Origin of the sequence: Streptomyces apricus (assembly GCF_008369065.1) — a bacterium.
Classification (GTDB): domain Bacteria; phylum Actinomycetota; class Actinomycetes; order Streptomycetales; family Streptomycetaceae; genus Streptomyces; species Streptomyces apricus.
Genome location: NZ_VDFC01000021.1, coordinates 1 through 16,711, shown reverse-complemented (window position 1 = coordinate 16,711; position 16,711 = coordinate 1). Strand labels below are relative to the sequence as shown.

Here is a 16,711-nt window from a genome sequence, read left to right as displayed (position 1 = left end):
GTGGTGGGTGGCGCAGATCTTGCGGACCGTGGGAGGGAGGGCCTGAGCCATGGACCGTGGCACCGGGAGGGGCGTCCCTCCTGACGGAACCGTCGCGCCGGGGCGTATCCCGCTGGCCGTGGTCGTGGTGGACCGCGGGGGCCTGGTCACGCACTGGAGCCGGGGCGCGCGGCGCCTCTTCGGCACCGCGCGGGAAGAGGCCGTCGGCCGCCCCGCCGTCGATCTGCTGCCGGTCTCCGGCGCCCTGCCGGAGGACGACGGGAGCGCTCCCTACGAGGCGTACGCCGCCTACGACGGGTTCGGGCCCGACCTCGAATCCTCCCTCGACGGACGGCTGTTCTACCCGGCGGCGGGCCGCGCCCGGCTGACCGCCGCGCGCTCCGGCCGCCTCGACGTCCTGTGGTGGGCCTACCCGCTGGTGGGGCCCGGCCCCGAGCGGCTGCTGGTCCTGGCCGCCGACGCGGACGCGCTGCATCACGGCGACGACGCCGGTCCGCCCGCGGCCGTCGAGCGCATCGCGCCCGGGTTCGCCCTGCACACCGACTTCCCCGGCGCCGAGGACCTGGCCCGCAGACTGCCCGAGATCCTGCCGAGCATGAGCGTCGGCGACAGCGCCCGCATCGTCGCCCAGGTCCTCGAACTGGGCTACCCCGTCCTTGAGTTCAGCCAGAACGACCGCGTTCCCGTCACCCCGGACTGGGGTGTGCCGCGGCGCGCCGAGCGCAAGGCGCGCCAGGAGCGGGCCGCCGCCGCGGCTCGGTCGGGCGAGCCCCTGCCCGAGGACGCCGAGGACGAGGTCCAGGACCTCGAATACGCGGCCGTGCGCGAGCGCCTTGAGTTCCTGAACGAGGTCAGCGGACGCATCGGCACCTCGCTCGACCTGTCCCGCACGATCGTCGAGGTGAGCCGGGCCGTCGTCCCGCGCTTCACCGACGTGGCCGGGACCTACCTGCGCGAACAGGTCGTCGCCGGCGAGGGCTTCCCCGACGGCGTGCCCGACACCACCACCCTGTGGCACCGGGTCGCGCTGGAGCACACGGACGAGCCGGGCCGCTGGGACGACGTCGTACCGGTCGGCGAGGCCATGCCGTTCCCGGCGCACACCCCGTTCTTCCAGTGCATGACCAGCGGCGAACCCGTCCTCGTGCCCCGCATCAGCGAGCAGATGGGGCACATGATCGCCGCGCAGTTCGAGAAGCGCGACATCCGGCCGCTCATCACGGGCCGCTCCATGCTGGTCGTGCCCCTCAAGGCCCGCAACGTCGTCCTCGGCTTCATGATCCTGCTGCGGCACCCGGAGCGCGTCGAGTTCAACGACATGGACCGCGTCACCGGCGCCGAACTCGCCGCGCGCGCCGGGCTCGTGCTCGACAACGCCCGCATGTACACGTACCAGGAGAGCGTCGCCGAGACCCTCCAGGACAGCATGCTGCCGCACATCGCCCCGCGGATGGCCAGCTGCGACATCGCGACCCGCTACCTGCCCGGCACCCTGCTCGGACGGGTCGGCGGCGACTGGTTCGACTCGGTGAAGCTGCCCGGCTCGCGCACCGCGCTCGTCGTCGGCGACGTCATGGGCCACGGCCTCAACTCGGCCGCGATGATGGGCCAGTTGCGCACCGCCGTCCAGACCATGGCGGCCCTCGACCTGCCGCCCGCCCAGCTCCTGCGCAACCTCGACGACCTGGCGCAGCGGCTCGGCGAGCACTACCTCGCGACCTGCCTGTACGCGATCTACGACCCCATCGCCGGTGAGCTGGAGATCGCCAACGCGGGCCACATCCCGCCCGTGCTGGTCCGCGCCGGGGACGGCCGCAGCGATCTGCTCGACCTGCCGACCGGCGCGCCCATCGGCGTCGGCGGGGTGCCCTTCGAGTCCGTACGGGTGCCGGTGGAGCCCGGTGACCGGCTCGTGATGTGCACCGACGGACTGGTCGAGGTGCGCGGCGAGGACATCGGCGTCGGGCTGGCCGCACTGTGCGAGTCGGCGGCCCACCCGGCCGCGTCCATGGACGACGCCTGCGACACCATCATCAGGACCCTCAACACCCGCGGCGGCCGCAAGGACGACGTCGCGCTCCTGATGGCCCGGCTCAACGGCATCGAGCCCGAGGACGTCGCCGAGTGGCGGATCGGGCACGACCCCCGGGAGGCCGGCCGGATGCGCGCGGCGGTCCGCGAACAGCTCCACACCTGGGGCCTCGCCTCCCTCGCCGACACCGCCGAGCTGCTGGTGAGCGAGCTCGTCACCAATGCCGTACGGCACTCCCACAGCAGGCCCGTCGAGCTGCGGCTCGTCCGCGGCGACACCCTGCTGTGCGAGGTGGAGGACGACGACCACACCCTGCCCACGCTGCTCAGCGCCGGCCCGCTCGACGACGCCGGCCGCGGCATGCGCGTGGTCAGCACGCTGGCGCGCGAGTGGGGGACCAGCCGGACCGGCTCCGGCAAGACGGTGTGGTACGAGCTGACGCTGCCGCGCCGCCGCCCGCGCTGACCGCGGCGACCGGGGCGGGCCGTCCGCGCCGACCGCGGCAGGCCGCCCGCGCCGGCCGCTGCGCACCACCCGCCGCGCGCCAAGTACCGCGTGCCGTGTTCTTGTCGCTTCACCGCGGGCGCGATAGACCTGACTGCCCGTCGTTTCAGGGCGGTTCGCAGTCGCATCCTGGGGAGCCGGCATGAGCGTGACCACTCGGTACAGAGAGGCCTGGGAGGGTTTCTGGCGCGAGGCACCCGACGGGCCGGGGGCCGTCTTCTGGGACGCCGAGCCCGCGCTCACCGCCTGCGTCCACCTCGCGCTGTTCGAACCGCACCTGTCCGCGCCGGGGCTGCCGCTCGTGGACCTCGGCTGCGGCAACGGCACGCAGACGCGGTTCCTCGCCGACCGGTACCCGAAGGTCGTCGGCGCCGACCTGTCGGCCGCCGCCCTCGACCGGGCCCGGCTCGCGGATCCGGCGGGGCAGGCGTCCTACCGGCTGTTCGACGCGGCGGAGGGGGCGGAGGCGGAGGTGCTGCACGCCGAACTGGGCGACGCCAACGTGTACATGCGGGGCGTGCTGCACCAGTGCGAGGCGGGGGACACTGTCGACCCACCCTCACTCCCCCGTCATCCGCACCGCGCACTGTCGAAGCGCTTCACACCCCCTGGAGAGCTGGATGGTCACCCTCGCCGAGGTCGCCCAGCACGCCGGAGTCTCGGCGAGCACGGTGAGCTACGTCCTCAGCGGCAAGCGGTCCATCTCCGCGCGCACCCGGGAGCGGGTCGAGCAGAGCATCCAGGTGCTGGGGTACCACCCCAACGCCGGCGCCCGCGCGCTGGCGAGCAACCGGTCCAACATCATCGCGCTGATGATCCCGCTCCGCACGGACATGTACGTACCCGTGATGATGGAGATCGCCATCGCGGTGACGACCTCGGCGCGCGCCCACGGGTACGACGTGCTGCTGCTCACCGGTGAGGAGGGTCCCGACGCGGTGCGCCGGGTCACCGGGAGCGGGCTCGCCGACGCGATGATCCTGATGGACGTCGAACTCGACGACGAGCGGCTGCCGTTGCTGCGCGGCACAGCGCAGCCGTCCGTCCTCATCGGGCTGCCCGCCGACACCGGCGGGCTGACCTGCGTGGACCTCGACTTCGGCGCGACGGGCGCGCTGTGCGCCGAGCACCTGGCGATGCTCGGCCACCGCGACATCGCCGTCATCGGTGAGGCGCCCGCGGTGTACGAGCGCCACACCGGGTTCGCCGAGCGCACGCTCGACGGCCTGCGGACCCGCTCGCGCGAGCTGGGACTGCGGGTGCTGCACCGCCCGTGCGAGGGCGGCTTCGACGCGATGTCCCTGACCCTGGCCCGGGTCTTCGACGAACGCCCCGGCACCACGGGCTTCGTCGTGCAGAACGAGCAGGCGGTCGAGCCGCTGCTGGCGCTGCTGCGCCGGCAGGGCCGGGCCGTGCCCGAGGACGTGTCGGTGATCGCGATCTGCCCGGACCAGGTCGCCGTCCAGGCCTCGGTGCGGCTGACCTCGGTCGCCATCCCCGCCCAGGAGATGGGCCGCAGCGCGGTGGAGCACGTGGTCGCCAAGCTGGCGGGACGCGGCGAGGACGAGGTCGTGCTCATCGCCCCCGAGCTAACGGTCCGGGCGAGTACGGGCCCGGCCCCGGCCGCTCCGGCCACCTCCCAGGAGCGCCCCGTATGAACCAGCCCGCCGGGAACCGCACCGGACCGCCGTCCCGGTCCGGACCGGGGTCCGCGAGCCTCGTCCGGTCCTCCCCCACCGCCGGCACGTTCAGCGAACGCGACGGCGCGCTGGAGTGGAGCGGCCACCAGGAGACGCTGCGCATCGAGCCGTGGGGCCCGGACGCCGTCCGGGTCCGGGCCAGGCTCGGCGGGCCCGTCCTGGAGGGCCTGCCCGCCGCCGTGCTCGACGAGCCGCCCGCCGCGCGGGGCACCGTCACGATCGAGGACGGGCGGGGCCTGCTGACCGTCGGCGCGCTGACCGCCGAGGTCGACGCCGAGGGGCTGGTGCGCTTCGTGCGCACCGGCGACGGGAGCGAACTCCTGGCCGAGGAGCGCGCCCACTTCTGGTGGCCAGGACCGCGCCTCTACACCCCTGTCGGCAACGGTCACCACCGCCTGGAGCAGCGCTTCGCGGCGTACGAGGGCGAGAAGCTGTACGGGCTCGGGCAGCACCAGCACGGGCTGCTCGACCAGAAGGGCGCCGTCCTCGACCTGGTCCAGCGCAACGCCGAGGTGACGATCCCCGTCCTCACCTCCAGCCGCGGGTACACCCTGCTGTGGAACAGCCCGGCGATCGGCCGCGTCGAGCTGGCCGGCAACGGCACGCGCTGGGTGGCGGACTCGGCCCGGCAGATCGACTACTGGATCACGGCGGGCGATCCGGCCGACGCGCAGCGCCGGTACAGCGCGGTGACCGGGCGCACGCCGATGCTGCCCGCGTGGGCGGCGGGCTTCTGGCAGTGCAAGCTGCGCTACCGCACCCAGGACGAACTGCTGGGCGTGGCACGGGAGTACAGGCGCCGGGGCCTGCCCCTGGACGTCATCGTCTGCGACTTCTTCCACTGGACGCACCTGGGCGACTGGAAGTTCGACCCGGCGGAGTGGCCGGACCCGGCGGGGATGCAGCGGGAGCTGGCGGAGCTGGGCGTCAAGCTCGTCGTGTCCGTCTGGCCGTCCGTCTCGCCGCTCTCCGAGAACCACCGGCTGATGGAGCAGCGGGGCTGGTTCATCGGCACGCAGTACGGGCCCCTGGCGCATGCGGACTGGCCGGACAAGGAGGTCGCCTCCACGGTCCAGGTCGCCTTCTACGACGCGACGAACCCCGGCGCGAGGGAGTTCGTGTGGTCGAGGATCAGGGAGAACTACCTGGAGCCGTACGGGATCACGGCGTTCTGGCTGGACGCCTGCGAGCCGGAGCTGAAGCCGGGCTTCCAGGAGAACCTGCGCTACTGGGCGGGGCCCGGTCTCGAAGTGGGCAACATGTACCCGCGGGAGAACGCCCGCGCCTTCCACGAGGGCATGCTGGCGGCCGGCCAGAGCGAGGTCCTCACCCTCAACCGCTCGGCGTGGGCGGGCAGTCAGCGCTACGGCGCCGCCCTGTGGTCCGGCGACATCGGCACGGACTTCGCGACCCTGCGCCGCCAGATAGCGGCGGGGCTCAACACCGCGCTGTCCGGCATCCCCTGGTGGAACACCGACATCGGCGGCTTCCACGGCGGCGACCCGGACGACCCGGCGTACCGCGAGGTGCTGGTCCGCTGGTTCCAGTTCGGCGCGCTGTCGCCGCTGATGCGGCTGCACGGCTTCCGCGACCCGGGCATGCCGCTCGGCCCGGGGATGACCGGCGGCCCGAACGAGGTGTGGTCGTACGGCGAGGAGGCCGGCGCGGTCCTGGAGAAGTACCTCCGGCTGCGCGAGCGCCTGAAGCCGTACGTCCTGGAGGTCATGCGGGAGGCCCACGAGGAGGGCCTGCCGGTGATGCGCCCGCTGTTCCTGGAGTTCCCGGACGACCACGCGGCCTGGTCGGTGGACGACGCGTACCTCTTCGGCCGGGACCTGCTGGTCGCGCCGGTGCTCACGGCGGGCGCGACGGCCCGTACGGCGTACCTCCCGGCGGGTGCGCGCTGGACGGACGCGTGGACCGGCGAGGAGTACGAGGGCGGCGCGGCCGTGACCGTGGACGCGCCGCTGGACCGCATCCCGCTGTTCCTGCGGGACGGCGCGCGGCTGCCCGTGCGGGAGTAGCCGCGCGCCCTCCGCGGCGGTCAGCCGCTGCTGACCGTCAGGTTGTTCGTCCGGAAGTCCAGGCCGCCGGACGAGGACGTGATCTCGTAGCCGAACTGGACGTCGCCGATGGTCTCGTCGCCCATCCAGCCCTTGGTGTCCTTGATCCACTTCAGGATCGGCAGGATGCCCACGGTGCCGGAGTTCGAGTCCGAGGTGCGCAGGAACGAGAAGACCTCGTTGGCCCCGTTGCTGCCCTTGTAGACGGACCAGGTGTGGCCGCCGAGGGTGACGTTCCCCTGCGCGGTGCCGAGCGGCCCGACGGCTCCGTTGTGGTTGACCCAGAGCATGATCTCGTAGTCGTAGTCGGTGTCCCAGATGTCGTACGAGGTGTTGTACGCGCCGGCCGACGGGACGGTGACGTTGTACGTGCTGCTGAGCGAGCCGAGCGAGGTGATCGTCCTGTTGATCACCTTCTTGGAGTTGGGGTACGACTTGATGCCGCCGGTGTTGGGGTGGTCGGCCCAGACGCCCCAGTCGGTGCCGGAGTTGGCCCAGACGCACTGGCTGCCGGCGCCGGAGCCCCAGATGTTGTTGTAGAGCGTGTAGCCGTTCAGGGTCGTGTTGCCCCACTGGTCGCAGGAGTTCCAGACCGCGGCGGAGGCGGGGGCGGAGGCGAGCCCGACGGTGACCCCGAGGGCGAGCGCGGGGGCCAGCAGGGCCTTGGTGATCCTGTGCACGGCCGTCCTCAGGTGCGGTGTGCGTGGTGCCATGGTGTCCCTTCCATGGGTGGGGGGAGGTGCGGGACGGAACGGTGGTGCGGCTGCCGCGTCCGCAGGGTGAGGACGCGTTCCTCCCCGGCGCGCAGGTCGAGCCGTCGCGCTCCGGAGGGGGTTCTGAGGTCGATGCGGCAGGTGCGGGCGGGCCGGACCACCGCCCGGGCCTCCCGCGCGTCCCAGGTGAGGTCGATCTCGGCGCCGAACCTCGTGCGCACGCCGCGCAGTTCACCGGCCGGGAAGGCGGCGGGCAGCGCGGGCAGGAGGACCAGCCGGCCGGGGGCCGACTGGACCAGCGCCTCGACGACCAGGGCGGGCAGGGTGTGGGCGGCGTCCGCGTTGTAGACGTCGCGGCCGGGGTAGTGCGCGCTCATCAGGGAGGCGTGGAAGAAGTCGCCCGCCAGCACCCGGCCGAGCGCGTGCGCGACCCGCTCGCCGTCGCGCAGGCGGGCCGCGACGAGGGCCTGGTGGAGGTGGCCGTGCGCGGAGTCGTTCCCGGTGCCCCGCAGGGCGAGCGCGCGGTGCGCGGCCGCCGCGAGATCGGGGGTGTCGTACGGGTTGATCTCCTCCAGCGGCCACACGCCGTACAGGTGGCTGAGGTGCCGGTGGTCGTAGCGGTCGTCGAGGCCCGGCCAGGCCCACTCGGCGAGCGCGCCGTCGTCGTTGACGCGGTGCGGGGGCAGCCGGCCGGCCAGCGCCCGCCACCGGTCGGCGGCGGGGCCCGGGTGGTACGCGGCGGCCGTGCGCAGGGCGTGCCGGGCCGCCGAGAGGTCCATGGCCGCGTTGAGCGCGCCGCCGCTCGAGTCCGGGTTCGCCGGGCGGTTCTCCGGCGAGTAGGAGGGGACGACGACGAGCCGGCCGCGCGCGTCGGTACGGGTGAGGAAGTCCTCGTAGAACAGCGCGACCTCGGCCAGGGCGGCGGCCAGCCGGGGGTCGCGCTCCCCGCGGGCCTCGTCGTGGTCGACGAGCGGCTTGAGCAGCCAGTCGGCGCCCGCGGTCCACAGGTGCAGCGGGTACGCACGGCTGAAGTGGTAGGTGTGCCCCGACTCGCCGTCCGTGTGGGGCGGGGCGACCGCGCCCCGGGCGCCGAAGACGGCGCGGGCGTTGTCCCGCCAGTGCGGCAGCTGCCCGTGGACCAGCGCGGCGTGGGCCTCCACCACCTCGGGCAGGGCGCCCGCGACGGCCGAGGCGGTCTGCAGGTTGAGGTTGGCGTCCGTGGTGAAGGCGCCGGACCAGGCCGTGTCCCAGTCGCCGGTCCACAGTCCGGTGAGCCGGGGCGGCAGCATCCCGCTGGCGGACAGCAGGTGGTAGCGGCCGGCCGCGAAGAGCCGCTCCAGGAGGGCGGGGCTCGCGGGGCGCCGCAGCAGCTCCGAGCCGGGGAGCGCGCGTTCGCCGTCGTCGGCGTCGAGGACGAGCCGGGCGCGGCCGTAGGCGGTGCGGTGCAGGCGCAGGTGGCGCCGCAGGAGCCCCGTGTACGGGTCCTCGCCGGCCGGCAGCAGGGCGCGCAGGGCCCGCACCCGCGCCACCGTGTCCGGCGGCTCCCCGGTGTGCCGCTCCACGCGGGTGAGCAGCAGGACCGACCGCGCGCCCGCCACGTGCACACCGGGCGGGGTGAGGGTCGTACGGCCGCCGGTGACCACGGCCAGCGTCACGCCGGTGAAGGCGCGGTCGCTGCCGGGGTAGCGGGCGCCGAGGGTGAGCACGGCGCCCTCCGGGGTGCGGACCGTGCCGTCGCCGACCCGCAGCCCGTCCGGGGCGCCGGGCAGCCGGTGGTCGAGGGTGATGTCCAGGGCGGGCCCCGGCGAGGTCACGTACTGGACGACCACGTCGTCGGCGCGGGAGACGAAGACCCGGCTGCACCGGTCCGCGCAGGACGTCTCGGCGACGCCCGTGGTGAAGTCGAGTGAGCGGCGGCAGGCGTGCTCCCCGCCGTGCGGGTCCGGCCGCCGCAGCCGGGTCAGGAAGGCGGGGTGGAAGGGCTGGACCCACTGCAGCGGGCGCCCGTCGGTGAAGTCCTCGGCCGCCCTCAGGTCGCCCGCGAGCAGCCGGTCCTGGAGGGCGGGCAGCCCGGCCGCCAGCTCCGGGGGCCGGGCGTGCTCGCCGCCGTTGGGCCGGACGAGGGTGTGGTGGGTGACGATCACCCGGTCGTCGTCCGGATCGCCGAACACGAGGGCGCCGTGGCGGCCGTTGCCGCTCAGGAAGGCGTCCTCCCACCGCTCCGCGGGGCGCGGCTCCCAGGTGCCGTGGGGGAAAGGGGGCGGGGCGCCCCCGGTGCCGGTCCTCATGGCGCGAGCACCGCCACCCCGTACCGGTCCAGCTCGACCGCGTCCGTGACCCGCCGCCGGGTGAGCAGGTCCCGGTGGGTCCCGGGCACCGCCACCGTGACCGGGTCGCGTCCGTGGTTGAGGAGGAAGAGCAGGTCCTGGCGGCGGACGGCCTCGACCCGGGCGGGCAGGCCGTCGAGCACCGGGCGCACCCCCGCGCCGGCGGCGACGTCCGTCAGCAGGTCGCGCAGCGCGTCGGGGGCGGGCAGCGTGGAGACGTACCAGGCGCGGCCCCTGCGCAGCACGGCGGGCAGGCCGTCGAGCTCGCCGCCCCGGTAGCGGGCGTGCGCGACGCCGTCCCCGGCCTCGATCTCCTCGGACCACAGCGTGCCCCGGAACCCGTCGCACTCCGCGTGCTCGCCGGGGTCGAGCGGCCACCACTCGTGCAGGGTGCGGATGCCGAACAGCTCCCGCAGCCGTGCGTCCATGCCGCCGGGCCTGATCCGGTCGTCCCGGTCCGCGATCCCGGTCAGGAAGCCGCTGACGAGGGTGCCGCCGCCCCGTACGTACCCGACGAGGTTGTCGATCGCCGCGTCGGTCAGCAGGTACAGCTGCGGGACGACCACCAGCGGGTACGCCGACAGGTCGTATCCGGGGTGGGCGAAGTCCGTGCCGATGCGGGCCTCCCACAGGGCGCGGTGCCAGGCCCGTACGACCTCCGCCGGGTCGACCTCGCGGGAGGGCCGGCCGTCCTGCGTCCCCGCCCACCAGGCGTGCCAGTCGTGGAGGACCGCGACCTCGGCGGGCGCGTGCCGGCCGCTGATCTCCCCGCCGACGCGGGCGAGTTCGGCGCCGAGCTCCCGGACCTCCCGGTAGGTGCGGCCCTGCTCCCCCGCGTGGCCGAGCATGCCCGAGTGGAACTTCTCGGCGCCCTGGCGGGACTGCCGCCACTGGAAGTAGCAGACGGCGTCGGCGCCCCGGGCGACGGCCTGGAAGGACCAGAGCCGGTTGAGGCCGCGCGGCTTGGGGTGGTTCACGCCCCGCCAGTTCACCGCGCCGGCCGCCTGCTCCATCAGCATCCACGGGCCGCGGGCCTGCGAGCGGGTCAGGTCCTGGACGAGCGCGCCGTACTGGGCGCCGAGGGGGTCGCGCGGGTCGGGGGAGAGGCCGACGGAGACGACGTCCTCTTCCCGGGCCCACCGCCAGGCGTCCTGGCCCGCCCCCAGCGGCATGAAGTTGGTGGTCACCGGCACGCCGGGCGAGTACCGGCGCACGATGTCGCGTTCGGCGACGTAGCACTCCAGGAGCAGGTCGGAGGTGCAGCGCCTGAAGTCGAGCACCTGGGCGGGGTTGTTCAGGTAGTGGGCGCGGCGCGGCGGCAGGACCTCCGCCCAGTCGCCGTAGCCCTGGCTCCAGAAGGCGGTGCCCCAGGCCGCGTTGAGCGCGTCGAGGGTGCCGTAGCGGTCCCGGAGCCAGCGGCGGAACGCGCCGGCCGCCTCGTCGCCCCAGTCGTAGGTGCAGTACTCGTTGTTGACGTGCCACATGGTGAGGGCGGGGTGGTCGCCGTAACGGGCGGCCAGGTCCTCGGTGATGGCGGCGGCGTGCCGGCGGTAGGCGGCGCTGGAGTGCGAGAAGTGCTGCCGGCCGCCCCACCACTCGGTGCGGCCGTCCCGGTCGCGGGGCAGGGTGTCCGGGTGGAGCCGGCCCAGCCAGGGCGGGGGCGAGGAGGTCGGCGTGGCGAGGACGACCCCGATGCCGTGCGCGTGCAGGAGTGCCATGACCCGGTCCAGCCAGCCGAACTCCCGGGCGCCCGGGCGCGGTTCGAGCTTCGCCCAGGCGAAGACGCCGAGGGTGACGGAGGTGACGCTCGCCTCCTTCATGAGGCGCACGTCCTCCTGCCACGTCTCCTCGGGCCACTGCTCGGGGTTGTAGTCACCCCCGAAGAGGACGCGCCCACGGGTGACATCACCGAGACCTGGCGTGCTCATGACATACCTCGTTCCGCTGGTGGGCTGCCCCGGAAGGAAAATCGGGCCGACCGGCGCCACAGGCGCAAGGTCACCCCTTGACGGCCCCGGTCAGCATCCCCTTCCTGAAGTGCTTCTGGACGAACGGCGACAGGACGGCCACCGGCACCAGCGCCAGCACCATCACGGCCATCTGCACGGCCGGCGCCGACAGCTCCCCCGCCCTGATCGCCTGCCCCAGCCCCACCGGAGGTTCCTGCTTCTGCACGAGCTGGATCATGACGTTCTGCAGCGGCATCATGTCCTGGTCGCTCAGGTAGATCGACGCGTTGAACCAGGCGCTCCAGTACCCGACGGCGTAGAACAGCGTGATCACCGCGACGACGGCCCGGGAGAGCGGGAGCACGATCCGCCACAGGATCCGCCAGTCCCCCGCGCCGTCGATGCGCGCGCTGTCGGTGAGCTCCCGCGAGATGCCCATGAAGAACGCCCGCAGCACCAGGATGTTGAAGACGCTGACCGCGCTCGGCAGGATCAGCGCCAGGTACGTGTCCGTCAGGCCCAGCGACTGCACCAGCAGGTACGTGGGGATGAGGCCGGCGCCGAAGAACATCGTGGCGAGCAGGAGCATCAGGAACCAGCGGTGCCCGACCGACCCGGTGCGCGAGAGCCCGTACGCGCACAGGACGGAGACCGTCATCGAGAACAGCGTGCCGGCGACGGTGACGCCCAGGCTGACGACGGTGGCGCGGGTGACCTGGCCGCCACTCAGCAGCTCCTGGTAGGCGAGGAAGGTGACGTCCCTGGGGACCACCACCAGACCGCCGGCCTCGCTGATGGTCCGCTTCGTGGACAGGCTGGTGACGACGACGATCCACAGCGGGAACAGGACGGCCAGACAGGCGACGGTCAGCACGAGGCCCTTGCCCGCGAGCCCGGCCCGGCGGGGCTCCTCCTCCCAGACGGGCCGCGGCGGGGCGGCCCAGCGGCCGGTCCGCCGCGGGTCCGGCCCTGACGCCCCCGGGCGCTCCCCGGTCGCGTTCCCGGCACTGGCTGCGCTCACTTCTTGTACACCCCCTGCTCGCCCATGAGATGGGCGACCTTGTTGGCGGCGAGGACGAGGCCGAGGCCGACCACGCCCTTGATCAGGCCCGCGGCGGCCGCGTAGCTGAAGTCCTGGTTGCGGACGCCGTTCCACCACACGTAGGTGTCGAGGACCTCCGCCGCGCCCGGTCCCACCGCGTCCCGCTGCAGCAGGATCTGCTCGAAGCCGACGGTGAGCGCGTCGCCGACGCGCAGCACCAGCAGCAGGGCGATCACCGGGCGCAGCGCGGGCAGCGTGACGTGCCACATGCGGCGCCAACGGCCGGCGCCGTCCATCGCCGCGGCCTCGTACAGGTCGGGGCTGACGGAGGCCAGCGCCGCGAGGAAGACGATGACGCCCCAGCCGGCGTCCTTCCAGACGCCCTCGGCGGTCACCAGGAACTTGAAGACGCCGGGGTCGGTCATCAGGTCGAAGCCCTCGTGGCCGTGCCGGCGCAGGGTCTGCGCGATGATCCCGGCGCCACCGAAGATCTGCTGGAAGACGGTGACGACCAGGACCCAGGAGAAGAAGTGCGGCAGGTAGAGGATCGCCTGCGACAGCGCCCGCACCCGGGGCCTGAGCACGCTGTTGACGAGCAGCGCCAGCAGGATCGGGACGGGGAAGAAGAGCAGGAGCTGCAGGGTGAAGAGGACCAGGGTGTTGCGGACGGCGTCCCAGAAGGCCGGGTCCTCGAACAGCCGGGAGAACTGCTCCAGGCCGACCCAGGGACTGTGGAAGACGGCGACGAAGCCGTTGTCGCCGACGTAGGGGTCGTACTCCTGGAAGGCGACGACGTTGCCGAGGATCGGCACGTAGGTGAAGACCAGGACCAGCAGGACGGCCGGCAGGGTCATCAGGACCAGCGTGCGGTCCCGGCGGAAGCGGGTCCGGAAGGTGCCGCCGCCGTTCGCGGCCCTCTCCAGCGTCCTGCGGTCCGCCTCGGAGACCCCCGGGTCCGGCGGTGCGGGGGCGATCTGCGTGGTGCTCTGTGCCACCTCGTCACCCCTGCGCGGAGCCGTTGTCGTCCAGCAGCTTCCGGTACCAGTCCCGCAGCTCGTCGCCGCCCCGGCGCTTCCAGTCCGAGACCGCCCGCTGCATGTCGCCGATCTTCTTGCGGCCGCGGACGATGTCGTCCTCCAGCTGCTCGAAGTCGTCGGAGAGGTGGGTGTAGCGGGCCGGCTCGATGATCTGCAGGCCGTAGAAGGTGGACTTCTTCGTGCGGGCGCCCATCCGCTGCTGCCACTCCACCTGTGCCTTCGCGATGTCCGGCCGGTCGGGGTGCGCGATGGTCGGGGCGGGGCTCGCGAGCATCACGAAGGCGTTCAGGACCTCCTGGTTGCCCTTGTCGTTCTTGGTCGGCGTGCCGTCCTCGACCGTGTAGTGCGTGCCCTCGACCCCGTAGTTGGTGAGCATGTACTCCTCGGTGCCGTACGGGGCGGCGGTGACGTTCGCGGCGGCCAGCACGTCCCGGACCACCGTCTCGGACGCCTTCTTGCTGACGAAGGCGAAGATGCCCGCGGGCGATCCGGCCCACAGCGCGGGCTCCCCGCCGTCGTGGCCGAAGACGTCCATGCCGGCGATGCGGAACTTCTTGTTCTGGGAGGCCTGCTCGGTGGTCCTGGCCCACCAGTGGGAGAGGTCGTTGTTGTAGACGAGCACTTCGCCGGAGGTGAAGCGCAGCCCGGAGTCGCCCTGGTTCTGCGCCTTGGCGTCCGGGTGGACGACCCCCGCGGAGTAGAGCGTGCGCGTCCACTCCAGTGCTTCGAGGTACGCGTCGGTCTCGACGCGGTGGACCAGCTTGCCGTCGACGAGGTTCCAGCCGAGCGGCTTCTCGCTGCCGGGCAGCACCCCGAAGGCGTTGAACGCGGTCCACTTCATGTCGTCGCAGGCCCACACCTTCGCCCTCGCGCTGGTGATCTCCTTGGCCAGGGCCAGGAACCCGGCCGCCGAGGTGGGCAGGTCGTAGCCCTTCTCGTCGAAGACGTCCTTGCGGTAGTACGGCACGATGTTGGTCACGTACGAGCTGGGCATCGGCAGGCCGTGCAGCTTCCCGCCGAAGAGGGAGCGCCGCCAGGCGTCGGTCGGGATCGCGGCGAGGTTCGGGTAGTCCTTCACCTGGTCGCCGGAGAGGTACGGGCCGAGGTCCGCCATCTTGCTGATGACGGCGCCGGGGATCCTGCCGCCCATGTTCCAGCCGGGGATCACCACGACGTCCGGCATGTCGCCGGAGGCGAGGACCGCGCCCAGCTTCTCGTCGTACGTGTTGCCGTCCTGGTTCCGCCAGACGACGTTCACGCCGATCTTGTCGTTCATCGCCCGGTAGTAGGGGTTGTCGCCCTTCGGGGGCGAGCCCCAGAACGGCGACATGATCCTGATCGTGCTGCCCTTGCCGAGCCGGCCGGGCACCGAGGTCTTCAGGTCGGCCGCGACGAGCTTGCCGGTGAAGCCGAGGGAGGACCCGTTCTTCGACGGGATGTCCGGTGTCACCACGTTCCGCGCCACGAAGGCGGGCAGGATCTTCTTCGCGTCCCTGGCCGAGGTCGTCCCCTCCTTCGAGCCGCTCCCGGAGCCCCCGCAGGCGGCCAGCAGCGGTGTCCCGCCGGCCACCGCGGCGGCGGCGACCGCCGAGGAGGCGAGGAAGCTTCTCCGGCCGGGGCCGGTGGCGGAGGTGTTCGGCGTCATGGCGTCAACCCTTCGTGGCGCACGGCGGGACACCCGGCGGTGGGGGCGTCGGCCGCGGTGTCGTGGGGTGCACGGGTGGGAGCGGCATCTTCGATGGCTGAACGGAGTCGAAGCGCTTCGATGTTGCTGCGAGGTTAAGTGAACACCTGGGGGCGCACAAGACTCGGTCCGCACATTCCCCGCAGGGGTGGGGACCGGTCGAGATCACCCCCAACTCCTTTGATCTTGGGGGGTATTCGAAGTCATCGCGGTGGGGCGTCTTGACACCCGACCCTGCGTCGAATGAGCATCGAAGCGCTTCGAACGTTCGGCCCCGTTTCTTTCCCTCTGCCGCAAAGGAACTTCGCGTGACCGCACGAACGCCGCCTTTCCGCGACGCGCAGCTGCCGTTCGCGAAGCGTGTCGACGACCTCCTGGAGCGGCTCACCCCGGCCGAGCGGGTGGCGATGCTGCACCAGTTCGGGCCCGCGGTGGAGCGGCTCGGCATCGCCGCGTTCCGCACCGGCCAGGAGGCCCTGCACGGGGTGGCGTGGATGGGCCCCGCGACCGTGTTCCCGCAGGCGGTGGGCCTGGGCGCCACCTGGAACGAGGAGCTGGTGCGCCGGGTCGGCGAGACGGTCTCCCGGGAGGCCCGCGCGATGCGCTCGCGCGACGACCGCGTCGGCCTCAACGTCTGGGCGCCCACCGTGAACCTGCTGCGCCACCCGCTGTGGGGCCGCAACGAGGAGGGGTACGCGGAGGACCCGGAGCTGACCTCGGCGATCGCCACCGCGTACACCCGCGGCCTGCGCGGCGACCATCCCGTGTACTGGCGCACCGCCCCGGTCCTCAAGCACTGGCTCGCGCACGACAACGAGACGGACCGGGCCACCGCCTCCGTCTCGGTGCGGCCCCGGGTGCTGCACGAGTACGATCTGCGCGCCTTCCGCGGAGCGGTGGAGGCGGGCGCGGTGGCCGGCGTGATGCCCGCGTACAACCTGGTCAACGGCCGTCCCAACCACGTCTCGCCGTACCTGGCCGAGCACCTGCGCACCTGGACGGAGGAGGACCTGCTGGTCTGCTCGGACGCGGGCGCGCCCTCGAACCTCGTCGACGCCGAGCACTACTTCGCCACGCACGAGGAGGCGACGGCCGCGGCGCTGCTGGCCGGCGTCGACAGCTTCACCGACCACGGCACGGACGGCTCGCGGACCGTCGAACGCCTGCGGGGAGCGCTGCGGCAGGGCCTGCTGACCGCGGCCGACATCGACACGGCGGTGCGCCGCCAGCTCTCGGTCCGCTTCCGCCTCGGCGAGTTCGACCCGGACACGGACCCGTACGCGGGTCCCGGGGACTTCGACACCCCCGCGCACCGGGCCCTGGCCCGGGAGGCGGCGGAACAGGCGGTCGTGCTGCTGAAGAACGACGGCCTGCTCCCCCTCACCTGGCAGGACACCCGCATCGCGGTGGTCGGCCTGCTCGCCGACGAGTGCAAGCTCGACTGGTACAGCGGGTCCCTCATCCACCGCTCCACCCCGCTGGAGGGGCTGTACGAGCGCTTCGGCGCCGACCGCGTGCACTTCGCCGAGGGCGTGGACCGCGTACGGCTGCGGACCGGCGACGGCAGGTACCTGAGCGTGCCGCCCGGCGACGGGGCGGAGGACGGGGTCCGCGGGGCCGGGGGCGCCCTGGACCCGGCCATCCTGGCGGGCCGCACCGA

Annotated in this window: 10 protein-coding genes and 1 pseudogene; 5 read left to right on the top strand and 6 right to left on the bottom strand. The window is 73.1% G+C overall.

The features are described from left to right. Nucleotides 1-49: 49 nt before the first annotated feature. From FGF04_RS07235 to FGF04_RS07220, 4 genes and pseudogenes are all read left to right on the top strand, one after another. Nucleotides 50-2,497: an ATP-binding SpoIIE family protein phosphatase gene (locus tag FGF04_RS07235; protein ID WP_149510420.1), complete on the top strand. Its 2,448-nt coding sequence runs from the start codon at nt 50-52 to the stop codon at nt 2,495-2,497. Nucleotides 2,498-2,678: 181 nt separating this feature from the next. Beyond that, nucleotides 2,679-3,080, top strand: a pseudogene (locus FGF04_RS07230) (methyltransferase domain-containing protein); the annotation flags it as partial. Between the two features lie 76 nt (nt 3,081-3,156). After that, a complete protein-coding gene (locus FGF04_RS07225; RefSeq protein ID WP_149510419.1) occupies nt 3,157-4,194 on the top strand; it encodes a LacI family DNA-binding transcriptional regulator in 1,038 nt (345 codons plus the stop codon). Further along, nucleotides 4,191-6,260, top strand: coding sequence for a glycoside hydrolase family 31 protein (locus FGF04_RS07220; RefSeq protein WP_149510418.1), 2,070 nt, complete (start codon nt 4,191-4,193; stop codon nt 6,258-6,260). Before FGF04_RS07225 ends, FGF04_RS07220 begins: the two co-directional genes overlap by 4 nt. Before the next feature lie 20 nt (nt 6,261-6,280). On the opposite strand, the gene FGF04_RS07215 is transcribed toward FGF04_RS07220, so the two are convergent. The 6 genes from FGF04_RS07215 to FGF04_RS07190 all read right to left on the bottom strand — a co-directional run bounded on the left by FGF04_RS07215 (nt 6,281) and on the right by FGF04_RS07190 (nt 15,012). Further along, a complete protein-coding gene (locus FGF04_RS07215) occupies nt 6,281-7,012 on the bottom strand; it encodes a glycoside hydrolase family 12 protein (RefSeq protein WP_149510417.1) in 732 nt (243 codons plus the stop codon). Then, the gene (locus FGF04_RS07210; RefSeq protein WP_149510416.1) at nt 6,988-9,300 is read right to left on the bottom strand and encodes a glycosyl hydrolase family 95 catalytic domain-containing protein; all 2,313 of its coding nucleotides are present in this window, start codon (nt 9,298-9,300) and stop codon (nt 6,988-6,990) included. The genes FGF04_RS07215 and FGF04_RS07210 overlap by 25 nt, the downstream gene beginning before the upstream one ends. Further along, nucleotides 9,297-11,267, bottom strand: coding sequence for a beta-galactosidase (locus FGF04_RS07205; RefSeq protein ID WP_149510415.1), 1,971 nt, complete (start codon nt 11,265-11,267; stop codon nt 9,297-9,299). Before FGF04_RS07205 ends, FGF04_RS07210 begins: the two co-directional genes overlap by 4 nt. Before the next feature lie 70 nt (nt 11,268-11,337). Continuing rightward, a complete protein-coding gene (locus tag FGF04_RS07200; protein WP_149510414.1) occupies nt 11,338-12,309 on the bottom strand; it encodes a carbohydrate ABC transporter permease in 972 nt (323 codons plus the stop codon). Further along, a complete protein-coding gene (locus FGF04_RS07195; protein ID WP_408055591.1) occupies nt 12,306-13,253 on the bottom strand; it encodes an ABC transporter permease in 948 nt (315 codons plus the stop codon). Before FGF04_RS07195 ends, FGF04_RS07200 begins: the two co-directional genes overlap by 4 nt. Before the next feature lie 76 nt (nt 13,254-13,329). Then, the gene (locus FGF04_RS07190; protein ID WP_149510413.1) at nt 13,330-15,012 is read right to left on the bottom strand and encodes an extracellular solute-binding protein; all 1,683 of its coding nucleotides are present in this window, start codon (nt 15,010-15,012) and stop codon (nt 13,330-13,332) included. A gap of 347 nt (nt 15,013-15,359) precedes the next feature. On the opposite strand from FGF04_RS07190, the gene FGF04_RS07185 reads away from it, so the two are divergent. Then, a partial coding sequence (locus FGF04_RS07185; RefSeq protein WP_149510412.1) for a glycoside hydrolase family 3 protein occupies nt 15,360-16,711 on the top strand: 1,352 nt, incomplete at its 3' end.